Below are 16,980 nucleotides of genomic sequence, written 5' to 3' on the forward strand. Positions count from 1 at the left end.
TCGAACTCTCAAGAGCTGCGACGGTGTCGCCGCACGGTTTCTTCCACCAGATCGAGTACCGGCTCCATGTCGTCGGCCGGCAACCCCATCGCGAGGTGCGAGACGAGACCCTCGAGGACCAGTTCGAGGAAGTTGGTCAGCACCGTCACGTCGACGTCGTCACGCAGGTTCCCAGCCTCGCGCTGACGGATGAGACGCTGCCGGGTCGCGGCCGTGAGCTGCTCGCTGCGCTCGGCCCACCGCGCCCGGAAGTCGGGGTCGGTGCGGAGGCGGCGGGAGACTTCGAGGCGCGTGCCGAGCCAGTCGGCGGCGTGCTCCTCGGTCCGCTTCTCCGGCTCGTCGAGAAGATCGCGCATGACCTGGACGAGACCCTGCTCGGCGACCACGTCCGCCATCCGGAGCGCATCGTCCTCGGCGAGAGCGAGGAAGAGCGACTCCTTGTCGCGGAAGTGGTGGAAAATCGCACCGCGAGAGAGGCTCGTGGCCTCTTCCAGACGGCGTACCGTGGCACCCTCGTAGCCGTGTCGCGCGAAACAGGCACGCGCACCGTCGAGGATCTGACGGCGGCGGGCGTCGAGGTGGTCCTGGCTCACCCTGGGCACCGGTAGATGGTCGCAGGGAGCCGGTGGGAAATCCAATCCGTACGTACGGATTGGACAGGTCCATCTGTGTGATCTTCGACCGTGATCCCTTTCGTGTGGATCATCGGGCGGGGCTGCGGGTGGGGGTGGGGTCTTGGCCATATCGTTTGGCGGCATGGACACGCGGGAGATCGTCAAGCTGTCGGCGGTCGTTGAGCGGCTGGGGTGGCGGCGGCGTGAGTCCACGGGTGTGCATGTGGTGGATTTGTTGGTGAGTCGGAGGGTTTCGGATTTGATCTCGGCGTTGGCGGAGCATCGGGAACGTTGATGGTGCTGTTGCGTTGGCTGGTTGTCGCGTTCCAGCGGGGTTGGTCGCGTACCTGGGGCACGGTTGCCTTGCGAGGGTGGTCCGGCGGGTCATGACGGATCAAGGGGCTGCGATTGGGGCTTGACCTTGAGCCTCTGGCGGGATGCGTGACGGCCGGAAAAAGGCCGGGCTGAAAAGCGCCCGGCCGTGCCCGTGAGGGTGGCATCCCGCCCCCTCAAGGTAAAGCCCCAATCGCCATTCGAGGCGCTCACCGGAACCAGGGTGCACGAGGTTCACACGGCTCGCTTCGCATCGCCACGCCAGGACTCGTAGATGGGCGGCTTGCATTGCTGGCTTACCGGTTGGCACCGCGCGCCGGGCTTGCGTGCGTGGTTCCCTTGCGCTGGCGAGTGCGGTTGGCACCGTGGGCGGGAGCGCGCATCCGCCCAGCCCTGCTGCCTGCTGCCAGCCCCACCCGCTGCCAGTCCACTCGCCCAGCCCCGCTGCCCGAGCGCACCCGCCCAGCCCCGCTGCCTGTGCGCACCTGCCCGGACCCGCTGCCCGTGCGCACCCGTCTGGTCCCGCTGCCTGTGCGCACCCGCCCAGCCCTGCTGCCCGAGCGCACCCGCCCGATCCGGCTGCCCAAGCGCACCCGCCCAGCCCCACGTCACTGCCCTAACCAGGGGACCGGGATCGGTGCCGGGTTCCCGGTAAGCGCTTTCCAACCCATTCGAGACGGGGTTGACTCAGCGTCCGCGTGGTGGTGTGATTTTCGCGACAGTCAGGAAAGTTTCTTGTCTAAATGAATCCGCCGCCGCTCCGTCGTGATCCCCCTACCCGTCTTGTGGGAGGCACAACAGTGGCACCGAGTAGAAGCCGGGCGTTTCGCGCGTTCGGCGTGATGGGTGTTGCCTGCGCGACAGCCGTCGCGGTGATGTCGGTACCGGCGTCGGCCCTCGCGGCGCCGGTGCGGTACGAAGCGGAGAACGCGACCATCAGCCAAGGCGTGGTGGAGTCGAACCACGCCGGGTTCTCCGGGGCCGGGTTCGTCAACGTCGACAACGTCGTGGGGTCGTCGGTCGAGTTCACCGTCACCGCGGCGAAGGCGGGGCAGGCGAAGCTGGTTTTCCGCTACGCCAACGGGTCCGCGGACAACCGGTCGGCCGACGTGAGCGTCAACGGTGCGCTTGCCGTTGATGAGCGCGTGTTCGCCGGTACCGGTGCGTGGGCGACGTGGGTGTCGGTCGAGAACACGGTGAGCCTGAACGCGGGTTCGAACAAGATCAAGGTCACGTCCACCGGTGCCACTGGTGGTCCCAACCTCGACTACCTGGAGGTCGAGGAGATCGCGTCGGTCCCGGCCCTGGAGCAGGAAGCCGAGGACGCGAACATCAGCCAAGGGGTCGTGGAGTCGAACTGGGCCGGGTTCTCCGGTCGCGGGTTCGTGAACTACGACAACGTCATCGGCTCGTCGGTCGAGTACGTCATCAACGCCGAGTCCGGTGGTGAGCACGACCTGACGTTCCGCTACGCCAACGGGACGACGGCCGACCGGCCCGTCTCGGTGACCGTGGACGGTGTCGGCGCGCAGACCGTCTCGTTCCCCGGCACGGGGGCCTGGACGACGTGGCAGACGCGGACCCTCAAGGTCGTGCTGCACGCCGGTGCGAACCGGATCAAGGCGACCGCGACCACTGCGAACGGTGGTCCGAACGCGGACAAGCTGACCGCGGTGCTGGTCGGGCCGCCGGACGACGAGGCGCCGACGCCGCCGCGCAACCTGCAGTTCGTCAGCTCCACGCACAACTCCGTGACGTTGAAGTGGGAGGCGGCCACCGACAACGTGGGCGTCACCGGTTACGACATCTACCAGCACGGACAGCTCGTCACGAGTGTCGGCAACGTGCTGGAGGCGACGGCGACCGGGCTGCGTGCTGACGTCGAGTACGACTGGACGGTGTTCGCGAAGGACCGCGCGGGCAACGTCTCGCAGGCCTCGAACAACGTGCCGGGCCGCACCAAGCCCGCGCCCGTGGACAACCAGGCGCCCACCACGCCCGGCACGCTGCGGTCGACCGGCGCCACCTCGGCCAGCGTCTCCATCGCGTGGGGTGCTTCGAGCGACAACGTGGCGGTCACCGGGTACGAGATCCACTTCGACGGCGCGCTGAAGCAGACCGCGGACGGCTCCGCCACGAGCGCGACCGTCGCCGGACTGGTCACCGGGCAGACGTACGCGGTGAAGGTGCGGGCGAAGGACGCGGCGGGCAACCTCTCGGCGTTCTCGAACGAGATCTCCGTGAAACCGGTCGCGGGTGGTGGTACCGGGGTGCCGAACCCCGGCACGGTCAAGCAGATCGCGTCCGGCGTCGATGTGGCGTGGGGGCTCGCGTTCCTGCCCGACGGTTCGGCGCTGGTCACCGAGCGCGAGACGTTCACCGTGCTGCGGGTGACCGAGGCCGGTGCCAAGACCGTCGTCGGCAAGGTTCCGGGTGCGGTCGGCACGAACGGTGAGGGCGGCGCGCTCGGCATCGAGGTGTCGCGCACCTTCGCCAGCGACCGGTTCGTCTACGTCTACCACACCTATGCGAACGGGAACCGGCTGGTCAGGGCCCAGTTCGACGGCACGGGGCTCTCCGGCTGGACGACGTTGCTCGACGGTGTGCCGAAGAACCGGTACCACAACGGCGGGCGCCTGCGGTTCAGCCCGGACGGCCGGCACCTGTTCATCTCGACCGGTGACGCGCAGAACGGCAACAACGCGCAGAACCTCAACACCAACGCCGGCAAGATCCTGCGCCTCAACGCGGACGGCTCCATCCCGTCCGACAACCCGTTCCCCGGCAAGGCGATCTGGAGCTACGGCCACCGCAACGTGCAGGGTCTCGACTTCGACTCGCAGGGCCGCCTCTGGGCCTCGGAGTTCGGCAACTCGCAGCAGGACGAGGTCAACCTGATCACGAAGGGCGGCAACTACGGCTGGGAGCCCTGCGAGGGCACGATCGGCAGCTGCGCCGGCACCGTTGCGCCGAAGAAGACCTGGTCGACCTCGCAGGCCTCACCCTCGGGCCTGACGATCATCAACGACTACGTCTTCGTCGCCACCACCGTCGGCCAGCGCATCTACCGCATGCGCATCGACGCGGGCGGCAACCTCGTCGACCAGCAGATCTACTTCCAGGGCACCTACAGCCGCCTGCGGACGGTCGAGGTGGACGCCGAGGGCGACATCTGGCTGACGACCACGACCGACAAGGACGGGTCTGCGGGCAACGACCGGATCCTGCACATCGACATCGTCTACGAGGGCGGCAGCGCTTTTAAGCTCTCCTCCACAGCTTTTGCAGACGACGCGATGATCCCGGCCAAGCACACCTGCGCCGGTGACGGTGCCGCCGGGCAGGACCCGTCGCCGCCGTTCGCGTGGGGTGAGTCCGCCGGGGCCGCCGCCTACGCGATCGTGTTCGCGGACCGCGTGAACAACGGCAACAAGCTGCATTGGGCGATCTGGGACACTCCGGGTGCTTCGCGGTCTTTGCCGGAGAACCTCGGGTCCGGGTTCAGCGTGCCGGGCCAGGGCGGGGCGAAGCAGAAGGCGATGGAGTCGGGCGCCAATGCTTTGAAGTACTTCGGGCCGTGCCCAGGTGGATCGACCAACCCGTACACGTTCACGTTGTACGCGTTGAACACCGCGACGGTTCCGGGAATCACCTCCGGGTCGTCGATGGCGCAGATCGAGACGGCCATCAAGAACGCGTCAACCGCCAACACGGTGCTGCGCGGCCGTTCGAATGCCAGGACGTAGCTCCACCTGGTGAGACAGGTGCCCGTGTGCACGCGTGCACACGGGCACTCCACTTGTTTCGTAAGGATTTGAGGGCTGCGAGTGTCAGACCCCGCGTGTAGCGTCGAACGGGCCAGACGATCACGGGGAGTGTGGCAGCGTGACTGCGTTGCGTAATCAACCGGCGCCGGCGAGGTTCGCCGATCGCGCCGAGGCCGAGGCTTATGTGGCCTCGGTCTGTTTCAAGCACGGGCCTCCGAGGCTGTTCGGCGTGGAGCTCGAGTGGACCGTCCACCACGCCGAAGACCCTGCGGAAATCCTCGATCGACACCGGCTCGCCACAGCGCTCGGCGAGCACGCACCACCCACGCTAGTACCGGACAGCCCCCAGCGGCCGCTTCCCAGCGGCACCCCGCTGACCGTCGAACCCGGCGGGCAGGTCGAGATCTCCACTTCTCCCTGCACCAGCCTCCCGGACCTCTTCCGGACGGTCTCCCAGGACATCTCCCAGCTCACCGCCATGCTGGCCGAGCACGGCCTCGTGCTCGGCGACAAGGGTGCCGACCCGCACCGCCGTCCCACGCGTCTGCTGCAGGTGCCCCGGTACGCCGCGATGGAGCACGCGTTCGGCGCGCTCGGCGACGACGGCATCTCGATGATGTGCAACACCGCGGGGCTGCAGGTGTGCCTCGACTTAGGTGAGGCCAAGCACCTGCAGGACAGATGGGCGGCCGTGCACCAGCTCGGGCCGGTGATGATCGCGTTGTTCGCGAACTCGCCGAGCATCGGTGGCATGCACCAGGGCTGGGAGTCCGCCCGCATGCGCTCCCTGTACGGCTGCGATCCCGTGCGCACCAGACCCAGTGCCGTGTGTGCCGATCCGGCCCAGGCCTACGCGCGCAGAGTCGTCGACACACCCGTGATCGTCGTGCGCGGTCCGAGTTCCAACTGGATCCCGGAGCGCCGCTTCACGTTCGCGGAGTGGGTCGACGGGGCACACGATCGTGCTCCTACCAGCGACGACCTCGACTACCACATGTCGTTGATGTTCCCGCCGGTCCGGCCGCGCGGGTACATGGAGGTCAGATATCTCGACACACCCGCGCCGGGCGGGTGGATCGCGCCGAGTGCGCTGCTCGTCGCGCTGTTCAGCGATCCGTCCGTTGTGGACGGTGTGCTGGCGGCGACGGAACGGGCTGCCGGGCGGTGGCTGGTGGCCGCACGGCACGGGTTGGCGGACGAACGCATCGCGCGTGCCGCGAAAGACGTCGTGGCGCTGGGCATCGAGGCGTTGCCTCGCACCGGCCTCTCCCACGACCAGATCAGCACCATCAGCCGGGAGCTTGAGGGGAAGCTGTGACCGAAGAACTCCGCGAGCAGGTGGCGGGGGAGCTGTTGCGCTCGCGCGCGCGTTCCACCGCCCTGACCGACGCCGTCGACGAGCACGACCTCGTCCGGCAGCACTCCAAACTGATGTCGCCGCTGGTCTGGGACCTGGCGCACATCGGCAACCAGGAAGAGCTGTGGCTGGTCCGCGACGTCGGCGGACGTGAACCGGTGCGCAGCGACATCGACGAGTACTACGACGCGTTCAAGTTCTCGCGCAGCGTGCGGCCCGAGTTGCCGCTGCTGAACCCGCGCGAGACCCGGCAGTACGTCGGGGACGTGCGCGGCAAGGTGTTCGACGTGCTGGAGAAGGTGCCGCTGGAAGGCCGCCGGCTCGTCGAGAACGCGTTCGCGTTCGGCATGATCGTGCAGCACGAGCAGCAGCACGACGAGACGATGCTCGCGACGCACCAGCTGCGCACGGGCGAACCGGTGCTGCACGCGCCCGCGCCGCCGCCGGGAAGCCTTGTGCCGACAACCGAAGTGTTCATTCCGGGCGGACCGTTCGAAATGGGCGCTTCGGACGAGCCGTGGGCGCTGGACAACGAACGGCCCGCGCACGCCGTGCACGTCGACTCGTTCTTCATCGACACGACGCCGGTCACGAACGGCGAGTACGCCCAGTTCATCCTGGCCGGCGGGTACGACGACCGTCGACTGTGGACGGAGGAGGGCTGGGAGCACCGGACGACGGCCAAGCTGGTCGCGCCCCGGTTCTGGCAGCGCGAGGAGAACTCGTTCGTGCGCAACGCGTTCGGCGTGGTCGAGCCGATCGTGCCGGACGAGCCCGTGGTGCACGTGTGCTTCCACGAGGCCCAGGCCTACGCGACGTGGGCCGGCAAACGCCTGCCCACCGAGGCCGAGTGGGAGAAGGCGGCCCGCTTCGACACCGCGACCGGCCGGACCCGCCGTTACCCGTGGGGCGAAGAGGACCCGAGCGAGGAGCACGCGAACCTCGGCCAGCGCCACCTGCGCCCGGCCCCGGTCGGCGCCTACCCGGCGGGGGCGTCTCCTGCCGGGGTGCACCAGCTGATCGGCGACGTGTGGGAGTGGACGTCGAGCGACTTCGGGCCGTACCCGGGCTTCGAGGTGTTCCCGTACAAGGAGTACTCCGAGGTCTTCTTCGGGCCGGACTACAAGGTGCTGCGCGGAGGCTCGTTCGGCACGGACAAGTCCGCGGTCCGTGCGACGTTCCGCAACTGGGACTACCCGATCAGACGGCAGATCTTCGCCGGCTTCCGCTGCGCCAGGGACGCCTAGGCCGATGTGCCGCCATCTGGCTTACCTGGGCAGAGCCATGCCCATCGCGAGCCTGCTCTACGACGCACCGCACTCGCTGGAGCACCAGTCGTACGCTCCCGGCGACATGCGGGCCGGCGGAACCGTGAACGTCGACGGCTACGGCGTCGGCTGGTTCCCCGGCCCGGTGCGGTACCGGCGGGCGGGCACGTTGTGGAGCGACCCGAACCTGCGTCAGCTGGCGGGCACGGAGTCCGCGGCGTTCCTCGCGGCGGTCCGCTCGGCGACCACGGGCATGCCGGTGAGCGATGCCGCCTGCGCGCCGTTCACCGACGGCACGTGGTTGTTCAGCCACAACGGACGCGTCGACGGCTGGCCGCACAGCGTCGCGGAGCTGGCGAAGACCCTCGACGTGACCGACCTGCTCACGATGGACGCGCCGACCGACTCCGCGCTGTTGTGGACGGTCCTCAGACGTCGTTTGGAGACCGGGAAGAACCCGGCCCAGACGCTTGTTGAACTCGTGCAAGAGGTCGCGGACGCGGCTCCGAAGTCACGCCTGAACTTCTTGCTCACCAACGGAGAAGTGCTCGTAGGGACGACGTGGACACACGCCCTGTGGGTGCTTCAACGAGGCGAGGGCGTGACACTTGCGTCCGAACCGCTCGACGACGACCCGGGCTGGCGGGAGATCCCCGACCGGCACGTGATCACCGCCGTTCCATCCACTGTGGAGGTTCGACCACTATGACCGAGCCGGTGCTGGACGTTCATCTCACTCCGGAGGACGCCGCACACGCGCTACGTGCCGACGTGCGGGCCGGACTGACCGCGAACCCCAAGTGGGTCTCGCCGAAGTGGTTCTACGACGCCGTCGGCAGCGCGTTGTTCGAGGACATCACGAGGTTGCCCGAGTACTACCCGACCCGTGCCGAACGGGAGGTGCTCGCGGAACGCGCGGGCGAGATCGCGGCGGCGACGGGCGCGCATTCGCTGGTGGAGCTGGGTTCCGGCTCGTCGGAGAAGACGCGGCTGCTGCTCAGTGCTCTCAGGGAACACGGCACGCTGCAGGAGTTCGTGCCGCAGGACGTGTCGGTGTCCGCTCTGACCGAGGCCGCGCACGCGATCATGGCGGACTACCCGGGGTTGCGGGTGCACGGTGTGGTCGGCGACTTCACGCAGCACCTGTCGTTGCTGCCGGGTGAGTCGCCGCGCCTGGTCGCGTTCCTGGGCGGCACGATCGGCAACCTGATCCCGGAGGAGCGGGAGAAGTTCCTGCGCACGGTCCGGGACGTGCTGGAGCCGGGGGAGTGGCTGCTGCTCGGCACGGATCTGGTCAAGGATCCGGGCACGCTGGTGCGTGCGTACGACGACGCGCAGGGCGTCACGGCGGAGTTCAACCGCAACGTGCTGAACGTGCTGAACCGCGAGGTCGGCGGCAACTTCGACGTCGACGCGTTCGAGCACGTGGCGTTGTGGAACGCCGAGCAGGAGTGGATCGAGATGCGACTGCGGGCGAAGCGGGCGATGACCGTGACGCTCGCCGAGCTCGGCCTCACGGTGGAGTTCCGCGAGGGCGAGGAACTGAGGACCGAGGTGTCGGCCAAGTTCCGCGAGGAGGGCGTGAAGAGCGAACTGGAGGACGCGGGATTTTCGCTGCACCGCTGGTGGACCGACGCCGAGGGCCGGTTCGCGGTCTCGCTAGCCCAAGCGGTGTAATCCAGGTCACAACCCGACGATAGGCGGGTACTGGCGGCCCACCTTCGGTGGTGGGCTGGCTCGATGACTCCTGCATCAACGCGTGCCGTGCGCGTGGCGCTCGTCAGTGCGCTCGCGCTCGGCACCGTCATCACCGGCCTGGGCAGCGCGTCAGCCCAGCCCGAAGCCACCTCCGCCGCCAGACCCGCCGCCTGGGGACCGTGCGCGGCCGACGTGCTCGCCGAGATCCCCGCCGCCGAACGCACGAAGGTCAGCTGTGCGGTCCAGGCCGTGCCCGTCGACCACTCGCGGCCGCGCGGGGACTCGACCGGCATCGTCATGATGAAACGCCCCGCCGGCGACCCGGCGAAGAAGATCGGCTCGCTGTTCATCAACCCCGGCGGTCCCGGTGGCGCCGGCCTGATCTACAGCGCGTACGGCTCCAGCTTCTTCACACCGGAGATCCTCGAGAAGTTCGACCTCATCGGCTTCGACCCGCGCGGTGTCGGCCGCAGCGCGCCGCTGCGCTGCTTCCGCACCCAGGAAGAAGCGGACGCGGTCAACGACGGCTGGTACGCGTTGCCGATCACGCGCGACGAGATCGCCAGCTCGATCCGGCAGTCCAAGGTCTACACGGACTACTGCGGGATCAACGCCGGTCCGCTGCTGAACCACATGTCGACGGAAGCGGTCGCCCGTGACCTCGACGTGATGCGCGAAGCCGTGGGGGACAGGCAGCTCACGTACGTCGGCTTCTCGTACGGCACGCTGCTCGGCGCCACCTACGCGAACATCTTCCCGTCGAAGTCGCGCGCTCTGGTGCTGGACGGCAACGTCGACCCGCGGCTGCGCCTGACCGATGGCGCGCAGTACGACCGTGAACGCGCTCGTGGCTTCGAGATCGCCCTCGACGCCATGCTTAAGCGGTGTGACACCGTCGGTGTCGAGCGGTGTGCGTTCGCCGGTGGTGCGCGCAAGAAGTTCGACGACATCCGCGAGTCGCTGCGCAAGGCGCCGACCACGCTGCCCGGTGGCGTCGTCGTCACGTTGACCGGTCTCGTCGGCCGCACGGCGAGCAACCTGTACAGCCCGACGACGTTCAAGGCGCTCACCGCGTGGCTGCAGTCGATCCACGCCGTGCAGAACCCCTCGGCCGCGCTGGCAGTGCAGTCCGTTGTGGACGTTCCGATGCTCAACAACCTGGGTGGCAAGGCCGACGTGCGGGTGCTGCCGGAGACGCCGTACACCAGCGACGACTCGTACTACGCCGTCAACTGCACCGACAAACCGTTCGCGCGCTCGAACCGCAACTGGGCCCAGACGGCCGAGAAGTGGGAGAGGGAGTCGAGGACGTTCGGCCGCTACCAGGCCGCGTCCGACCTGCTCACCTGCCCGACCTGGCCGGCGCGCCACCCGGACCGCTGGATCGGGCCGTGGAACAAGCGGACCAAGAACCCGATCGTCGTGGTGGGCAACTACTACGACCCGGCGACGCAGTACCTGTTCTCGCAGCGCATGGCCAAGCAGCTCGGCAACGCGCGGCTGATCAGCGTCGACGCGTTCGGTCACTGCATCCTCGGTGACTCGGCCGGTGCCGACGCGGCGGTGACCCGTTACCTCGTCGACCTGGTGGCGCCGGCCGACGGCCAGGTCTTCCAGCCGAACGCTCAACCGTTCTGATCCTCGGCAGGGCCCGCCTGTCGTCGGGACACAACCCGACGATAGGCGGGTACAAACGGTGCACGGTCGGTGATGGGGTGCATCCGTGACGTCATCATCTCCAGTGCGTGTCGTGCTCGCGACCGCGCTCGTGCTCGGCACCATCGCTTCCGGCCTGGGCGTGTCCTCCGCCCAGGCCGAGACCTCTGTCAGACCCGCTGCCTGGGGGCAGTGCGCGGCGGACGTTCTCGCCACCCTCCCCGCGTCCGTGACGCCCGAGGAGCGCGCCAAGCTCACCTGCGCCGTCCAGGAGGTGCCCGTCGACCACTCGCGCCCGCGCGGGGAGAAGACCGGCATCGCCATGATGAAGCGCCCGGCGAACGACCCCTCGCGCAAGATCGGTTCGATCTTCCTCAACCCCGGTGGCCCCGGCGGTTCCGGCCTGATCCGCGGCGCCGTCTCGAAGAACTACTTCCAGCCCGCCGTGCTGGACCGGTTCGACGTCATCGGCTTCGATCCGCGTGGCGTCGCCCGCAGCGCCCCGATGCGGTGCTTCCGCACCCAGGAGGAGGCGGACGCGGTCAACGACGGCTGGTACTCGTTGCCGACCACCCGCGACGAGATCTCCAGCACGATCCGCCAGTCCAAGGCCTACACGGACTACTGCAAGATCAACGCCGGTCCGCTGCTCAACCACATGTCGACCGAGGCGGTCGCCCGTGACCTCGACGTCATGCGCGAAGCCGTGGGGGACAAGCAGCTCAACTTCGTCGGCTTCTCCTACGGCACGTTGCTCGGCGCCACCTACGCGAACATCTTCCCTGCCAAGACGCGCGCGATGGTGATCGATGGCAACGTCGACCCGAGGCTGCGCCTCACCGATGGCGCGCAGTACGACCGTGAGCGCGCTCGTGGCTTCGAGATCGCTCTCGACGCGATGCTGAAGCGCTGCGACTCAGTCGGCGCGACGAAGTGCGCGTTCGCCGGTAACGCTCGCGGCAAGTTCGAGGCTCTGAAGGCCGCCCTGGCCAAGGGGCCGGCGACGTTGCCGGACGGCACGAAGGTCACGCTGTCCGACGTCGTCGGCCGCGTCGCCGGTGACCTGTACTCGATCGCCCGGATCGCGCCGCTGGCCGCGTGGCTGCAGAGCGTTCACAACGCGCTGAACCCGTCCGCGGCGACGATGAGCGTCCAGTCCACTGTGGAGCTCGCCGCGCCGCTGAACAACGCCGGTGGCCGCATGGACGTCGACCCGCTGCCGGACACCCCGTACACCGCGGACGACTCGTACTTCGGCGTCAACTGCATCGACAAGCCGTTCGCCCGCACCACCCGCAACTGGGCTTCCACGGCGGCGAAGTGGGAGAAGGAGTCGCCGACGTTCGGCCGCTACCAGGCCGCGGCGGACCTGCTGACCTGTGCGACGTGGCCCGCCCGCAACCCCGATCGCTGGATCGGCCCGTGGAACAAGCGCACCAAGAACCCGATCGTCGTGGTGGGCAACTACTACGACCCGGCGACGCAGTACCTGTTCTCGCAGCGCATGGCCAAGCAGCTCGGCAACGCACGCCTGATCAGCGTCGACGCGTTCGGCCACTGCATCCTCGGCCGGTCGGCGGGTACGGACGCCGCCGTCGCGAAGTACCTGGTGGACCTGGTCGCACCGGCTGATGGACAGGTGTTCCAGCCGAACGTTCAGCCGTTCGCCTGATCACCGGGCTCATCAGCGACACCCCGCACTGAGGAACGGCGTCGGCGGGGCCACGGCCAGGGAAACCAGGGCGATGGCCGCGTCGACGCCGTTCTTCTTCGTGAGAGCGAGGATTCCGAGGCCGAGTGCGGCGATCGCGACGATGGTGACCAGCAGGGGCCACATCGAGTAGCGGTCGGCCAGTGCCAGCAGTGACGCCCAGAACCACGTCACAGCAGCGCACTCCTCACGATCAGCACGACAGCGCTCGCTCCCGAGACGACCAGCATGGGCGTCCGGATGCCCCCGGCGTCGAACTTCTTGCGCAACGGCCCTGAAAGCAGGAACCCGGCGACCAGGAACGGGATCAGCAGCACCCCGCTCCACAACTGGTGCGCCGTCACGTTGCCGCTGGCGGTCAGGCCGATGATCGACGCGCCGGAGCCCAGCACGAAGAACGCCCCGAGCGTCGCCCTGACCTGTGGTCCCGCCTGGTTCTGGTAGAGCAGCGCGACCATCGGGCCGCCCACCGCCGTCGCCGTGCCGAACGAGCCGCTCGCGAACCCGGCCGTGACCAGCGACTTCGGCTCGGGCTGCGGGCGCCAGGCCGTGATCGAGAGGAGCACGCACGCCAGCACCGAGCCGCCGACCACGAGGCCGAAGCCCTTCGGGTCGAGCGCGTCGACGATCAGGATGCCGACGACGGTGCCGGGCAGGCGGCCGAGCATCGCCCAGCCGACGCCGCGCCAGTCGACGTGGGCGAACTCGCGTGCGAGCGACAGCGACGCGTGCGCGGCGGCGATCATCAGGACCGGCACCGGCAGCAGCGACGGGTCCAGCAGCGCGAGCAACGGGACGGCGACCAGGGCCAGGCCGAAGCCGATCAGGCCCTGCAACAACCCTCCGAGAGCGACGACCGCACCGGCCGCCGCGAGCAACCCCCAGGACATAGTTCGCGATGCTATCCACCGTTGTTCGCCTGGTGTTCGCAGAGCGCACCTACGCTCCGCGCCATGACCGCGTCCCGCCGTTCCTTCCTGCTCGGCACCGGTGCGTCCGCTGCCGCTGCCGCCCTGGTCACGCCTGGTTCCGCGACCGCGGACAACGTTGTCGGCGGCCGTCCTGACCGCGAGTCGCGGCGGTTCACGCTCGCCGTGATCCCGGACACGCAGTACATGTTCGACCTCGACCGCGGCGACTCCGCGCCGTTGAAGGCCACGCTGCAGTACCTCGTCGACCGCCAGAGGTCCGAGAACATCGTCTTCGTCAGCCACCTCGGCGACCTGGTCGAGAACGCGCGCAAGAGCGAGATCGACGACATCAGCGAGCGCTTCGAGGTGCTCGACCGGCGCCGGATCGGGTACAGCGTGCTCGCGGGCAACCACGACGTGCCGGACTCGCGCCTGGACGACCAGCGCGGCCGCACGCCGTACCTCGACAGGTTCGGGCCGCAGCGGTTCCGCACCTCGCCGACGTTCCGCGGTGCCAGCGCCGACGGCTACAACTCGTTCCACGTCTTCCGTGCCGGTGGCAAGGAGTGGCTGGTCCTGGCGCTCGACTGGCGCATGTCCGCCAAGGGGTTCGAGTGGGCGCGTTCGGTGCTGGCCGAGCACGCGCGGCTGCCCGTCATCCTTACCACGCACGAACTGGTGTACGACGGTGGTGACGGGGTCGCTTCGATGTCCGACTACGGGCGTCGGCTGTGGAACGAGCTGATCAAGGACAACGACCAGGTCTTCCTGACGTTGAACGGGCACTTCTGGCCGCCGGCGCGGGCCACGATGACCAATGCGTTCGGCAACGACGTGCACGTGCACATCACGAACTACCAGGACCGCTACTACGGCGGCGGGGCGATGATCCGGCTCTACCACTTCGACCTGGACCGCGGGGTGGTCGACGTGCGCACCGTGTCGCCGTGGCTGCTCGGGAAGAAGTCGCTCAACCCGTTGGAGCGCAAGGAGACCGAGCTGACCGGCCCGGCCGACCGGTTCAGCGTGCCGATCGACTTCGAGCAGCGGTTCGCCCGGTTCGACCCGCCCGTGCTGCCTGCTCCGCAACCCGTCCGCGACGTGCTGGTGCGCGGCACGGTCGCGTACTGGCGGCTCGGCGAAGGGCTGAAGGACCTGTCGGGCAACGGAAACGACCTGCGGCAGGTCGGTTCGCTGACGGCCTCGGACGACCACAGCCGGCTCGCACCGTCGCACCGTTCGCTGTACTTCGGCAAAGACGGCTACCTGTCCACTGTGGACTCGGCGCCGGTGAACAGGGAGACGTTCGAGCGCGGGTACACGATCGAGGTGTTCCTCAAGCTGCCCCAAGGGTTCAACCACCCGTGGTGCGGTCTGTTCACGAAGCTCGCGCCCGGTTCGGCCGTCGGCAAGACCGGGGACGACCCGAGTGAGCCGATCGCGACGCTGAACGTCGCCGGGGGCGGCCAGCTGCAGTGGGCGGTGTTCCCGCGCAACCTGCCGGGCATCTCCACGAACTGGGGCCACGAGATGGACTACGAGACGTGGTGGCACATCGCCGTGGTCAACGACGGCGTGCACGCGACGTTGTACGTGGACGGGTCTCCGTTGCTGCGCAACCCGTCCACGCCCGCGCGTGGCATCTCGACCGCCGGTGATCCGTGGCTCGTCGGTGCCTACGCGTACAACAAGGTCGTCGAGAAGTCCTTGCACGGCTGGGTCGGTGACATGCGGATCGTCGGCCGGGCGTTGGACCGCTCGGAGTTCATGCGGTCGAAGGCAGCCCGAACTTCGGGAACAGACTGAGGTCGAAGAACGACGAGACGCGCGTGATCCGGTCCCGCACCTCCAGGACCTGGAGGTTGAACGGCCGGAACACGCCGTCCTCGGCCCGGAGGTACAGGCCGAAGGCGGGCTGGCCGTTCGCCTCCGTCGCGATCATCCTGGCGCCGTGCGGGACGGCAGGGCACTGGTTCGTGAGGTGCCACGCGACCATCTGGGGGCCCCGGTAGAACTGCGGGTACGGCGGCATCTCCCAGACGACATCCTCGGCGAACATGCCGATGATCGCCGGGACGTCCTTGGCCTCGAAGGCTTTCACCCACCGGTCGAGCAACGGCTTGGCGTCCGCCGGTTCGGAGACCTCGTCCTCGGTGAGGTCCTTGAGCTGCGCGTGCGCCCGTTGCAGCGCGCTGTTCACGGCCGCGACCGTCATCTCCAGCTCGTCGGCGGTCTCGGCGGCGCTCAGCTTCAGGACGTCCCGCAGGATGAGCACCGCGCGTTGCCTCGGCGGGAGGTGCTGCAGGGCCGCGACGAACGCGAGCCGGGTGGACTCGCGTTCTGTGACGATCGCGGCGGGATCGGTCGGGAACGGCTCCAGCCACGGGATCTCGTGGTCCTGCGTGAGCGGGTCGCTCTCCGTGCTGCCCTGGGTGCCGAGCCCGAACGGCAGCGGGCGTCTCGTGCGGCCGTCGAGCGCGGTGAGGCAGGCGTTCGTGGCGATCCGGTACAGCCAGGTGCGCACCGACGAGCGGCCCTCGAACCGGTCGTACGACTTCCACGCGCGCAGGTACGTCTCCTGCACCAGGTCCTCGGCGTCGTGCAGTGAGCCGAGCATCCGGTAGCAGTGTGCGAGAAGCTCCCGTCTGAACGGGTCCGCGGCGGTCGCGAAGTCCACTGTCACTCCCGCACTCTAATCGCGTTGTGGAGTCTGCCGACGAGGACTTCGACGTAGTCCCTGAGTTCTTCCGGTTCGTGCACGTCGAACTCGAAGCCGAGGAACAGCAGGTGCCACACGATCCGTTCGAGCGCGTCGGCACCCGTGCGCATCAGGCACGAGTTGTCGTCGATCGGTTCCAGGGCGGCGGACATCGGCGTGGTGCGTTCCGCGACTGCCTGCATGGGTGCGTGGATCGTGAGCACGGCCTGGTAGGTGTAGACGTTGGAGGCGATCTGCCTCGACACGAACTCGCCCAGGGACTCGGCGGGTGGCGGGCGGGGTGTGAACCGTGCGGCCGGGGTCGGTTCCCCGGTGACGCGGTCCACCCGGAACGTTCGCCAGTCCTCTTTGGACACGTCCCACGCGACCAGGTACCACCGGCGGCCGGTGTGCACGAGCCCCTGCGGTTCCGCGAGCCGCTTCGAGGGCTCGCCCCGCGTCGAGGCGTAGGTGAACCGGAGCTGCTGGTGGTCGCGGCAGGCGGCGGCGATGATCGTCAGCGTCTCCGGGTCGACGGTCGGCCCCGCGGCCGGCAGGGGAGTGGTGTGCATCTGGAGCGCCTGCACGCGCCGGCGCAACCTGGTCGGCAGCACCTGTTCGAGCTTGGTGAGAGCGCGGATCGACGTCTCCTCGATGCCCGCGATCGACCCGTTCGCCGCCGTCCTGAGCCCGACCGCGACGGCGACCGCCTCGTCGTCGTCGAGCAGCAGCGGCGGGAGTTCCGCGCCCGCCCCGAGCTGGTACCCGCCGGCCGCGCCGGGCAACGACGTGACGGGGTAACCGAGGCTGCGCAACTTGTCCACGTCGCGGCGGATCGTGCGCACGTCGACGCTGAGCCGCCCGGCGAGCTCCGGGCCCGTCCAGTCGCGCCGCACCTGCAGCAGCGAGAGGAGCTTCAGCAGCCGTGCGGACGTCTCCAGCATGTGTCGGATTCTAGAATCCATTG

At 68.7% G+C, this 16,980-nt stretch carries 14 protein-coding genes; 9 read left to right on the top strand and 5 right to left on the bottom strand.

Features of this window, described 5'->3' with window-relative positions; genetic code table 11:
- Window positions 1–8: 8 nt before the first annotated feature.
- Window positions 9–602, bottom strand: a complete 594-nt coding sequence (locus IEY88_RS18255; RefSeq protein WP_189155934.1) for a TetR/AcrR family transcriptional regulator — start codon at window positions 600–602, stop codon at window positions 9–11.
- Between the two features lie 154 nt (window positions 603–756).
- Here IEY88_RS18255 and IEY88_RS18260 point away from each other — a divergent pair, with 154 nt between their 5' ends.
- The 8 genes from IEY88_RS18260 (at window position 757) to IEY88_RS18295 (ending at window position 12,365) form a co-directional block, all read left to right on the top strand.
- Entirely contained in the window at window positions 757–909 is a 153-nt protein-coding gene (locus tag IEY88_RS18260; RefSeq protein WP_189155935.1) for a hypothetical protein, read from the top strand.
- Between the two features lie 880 nt (window positions 910–1,789).
- Window positions 1,790–4,693, top strand: coding sequence for a PQQ-dependent sugar dehydrogenase (locus IEY88_RS18265; protein ID WP_189155936.1), 2,904 nt, complete (start codon window positions 1,790–1,792; stop codon window positions 4,691–4,693).
- A 139-nt stretch (window positions 4,694–4,832) separates the two neighbouring features.
- Window positions 4,833–6,032, top strand: a complete 1,200-nt coding sequence (locus tag IEY88_RS18270; RefSeq protein WP_189155937.1) for a glutamate-cysteine ligase family protein — start codon at window positions 4,833–4,835, stop codon at window positions 6,030–6,032.
- A complete protein-coding gene (egtB, locus tag IEY88_RS18275; protein ID WP_189155938.1) occupies window positions 6,029–7,318 on the top strand; it encodes an ergothioneine biosynthesis protein EgtB in 1,290 nt (429 codons plus the stop codon). The genes IEY88_RS18270 and egtB overlap by 4 nt, the downstream gene beginning before the upstream one ends.
- Before the next feature lie 4 nt (window positions 7,319–7,322).
- Entirely contained in the window at window positions 7,323–8,048 is a 726-nt protein-coding gene (egtC, locus tag IEY88_RS18280; protein WP_189155939.1) for an ergothioneine biosynthesis protein EgtC, read from the top strand.
- Window positions 8,045–9,016 (top strand): L-histidine N(alpha)-methyltransferase, encoded by a 972-nt coding sequence (gene egtD, locus IEY88_RS18285; protein WP_189155940.1) that lies wholly within the window; start codon window positions 8,045–8,047, stop codon window positions 9,014–9,016. The genes egtC and egtD overlap by 4 nt, the downstream gene beginning before the upstream one ends.
- Window positions 9,017–9,079: 63 nt before the next feature.
- On the top strand, window positions 9,080–10,675 hold the full coding sequence (locus tag IEY88_RS18290) for an alpha/beta fold hydrolase (protein ID WP_189155941.1): 1,596 nt from the start codon (window positions 9,080–9,082) through the stop codon (window positions 10,673–10,675).
- Between the two features lie 112 nt (window positions 10,676–10,787).
- Window positions 10,788–12,365, top strand: a complete 1,578-nt coding sequence (locus IEY88_RS18295; RefSeq protein WP_229693496.1) for an alpha/beta hydrolase — start codon at window positions 10,788–10,790, stop codon at window positions 12,363–12,365.
- Between the two features lie 12 nt (window positions 12,366–12,377).
- Here IEY88_RS18295 and IEY88_RS18300 read toward each other — a convergent pair whose 3' ends face one another.
- Together IEY88_RS18300 and IEY88_RS18305 are read right to left on the bottom strand one after the other, a co-directional pair.
- Window positions 12,378–12,578 carry a hypothetical protein gene (locus IEY88_RS18300; protein WP_189155942.1) on the bottom strand — a complete coding sequence of 67 codons (201 nt, stop codon included), beginning with the start codon at window positions 12,576–12,578 and terminating at the stop codon, window positions 12,378–12,380.
- Window positions 12,575–13,294, bottom strand: coding sequence for a sulfite exporter TauE/SafE family protein (locus IEY88_RS18305; RefSeq protein ID WP_189155943.1), 720 nt, complete (start codon window positions 13,292–13,294; stop codon window positions 12,575–12,577). The genes IEY88_RS18300 and IEY88_RS18305 overlap by 4 nt, the downstream gene beginning before the upstream one ends.
- A 63-nt stretch (window positions 13,295–13,357) precedes the next feature.
- Between IEY88_RS18305 and IEY88_RS18310 the strand changes: the two genes are divergently transcribed.
- Entirely contained in the window at window positions 13,358–15,121 is a 1,764-nt protein-coding gene (locus IEY88_RS18310) for a LamG-like jellyroll fold domain-containing protein (RefSeq protein ID WP_189155944.1), read from the top strand.
- Here IEY88_RS18310 and IEY88_RS18315 read toward each other — a convergent pair.
- Entirely contained in the window at window positions 15,081–15,998 is a 918-nt protein-coding gene (locus IEY88_RS18315; RefSeq protein WP_189155945.1) for a sigma-70 family RNA polymerase sigma factor, read from the bottom strand. The two genes, IEY88_RS18310 and IEY88_RS18315, sit on opposite strands and share 41 nt — an antisense overlap.
- Window positions 15,995–16,957 (bottom strand): helix-turn-helix transcriptional regulator, encoded by a 963-nt coding sequence (locus tag IEY88_RS18320; RefSeq protein WP_189155946.1) that lies wholly within the window; start codon window positions 16,955–16,957, stop codon window positions 15,995–15,997. Before IEY88_RS18320 ends, IEY88_RS18315 begins: the two co-directional genes overlap by 4 nt.
- Between the last annotated feature and the right edge of the window lie 23 nt (window positions 16,958–16,980).

The organism is Lentzea pudingi, from assembly GCF_014646255.1.
Taxonomy (GTDB): Bacteria; Actinomycetota; Actinomycetes; order Mycobacteriales; family Pseudonocardiaceae; genus Lentzea; species Lentzea pudingi.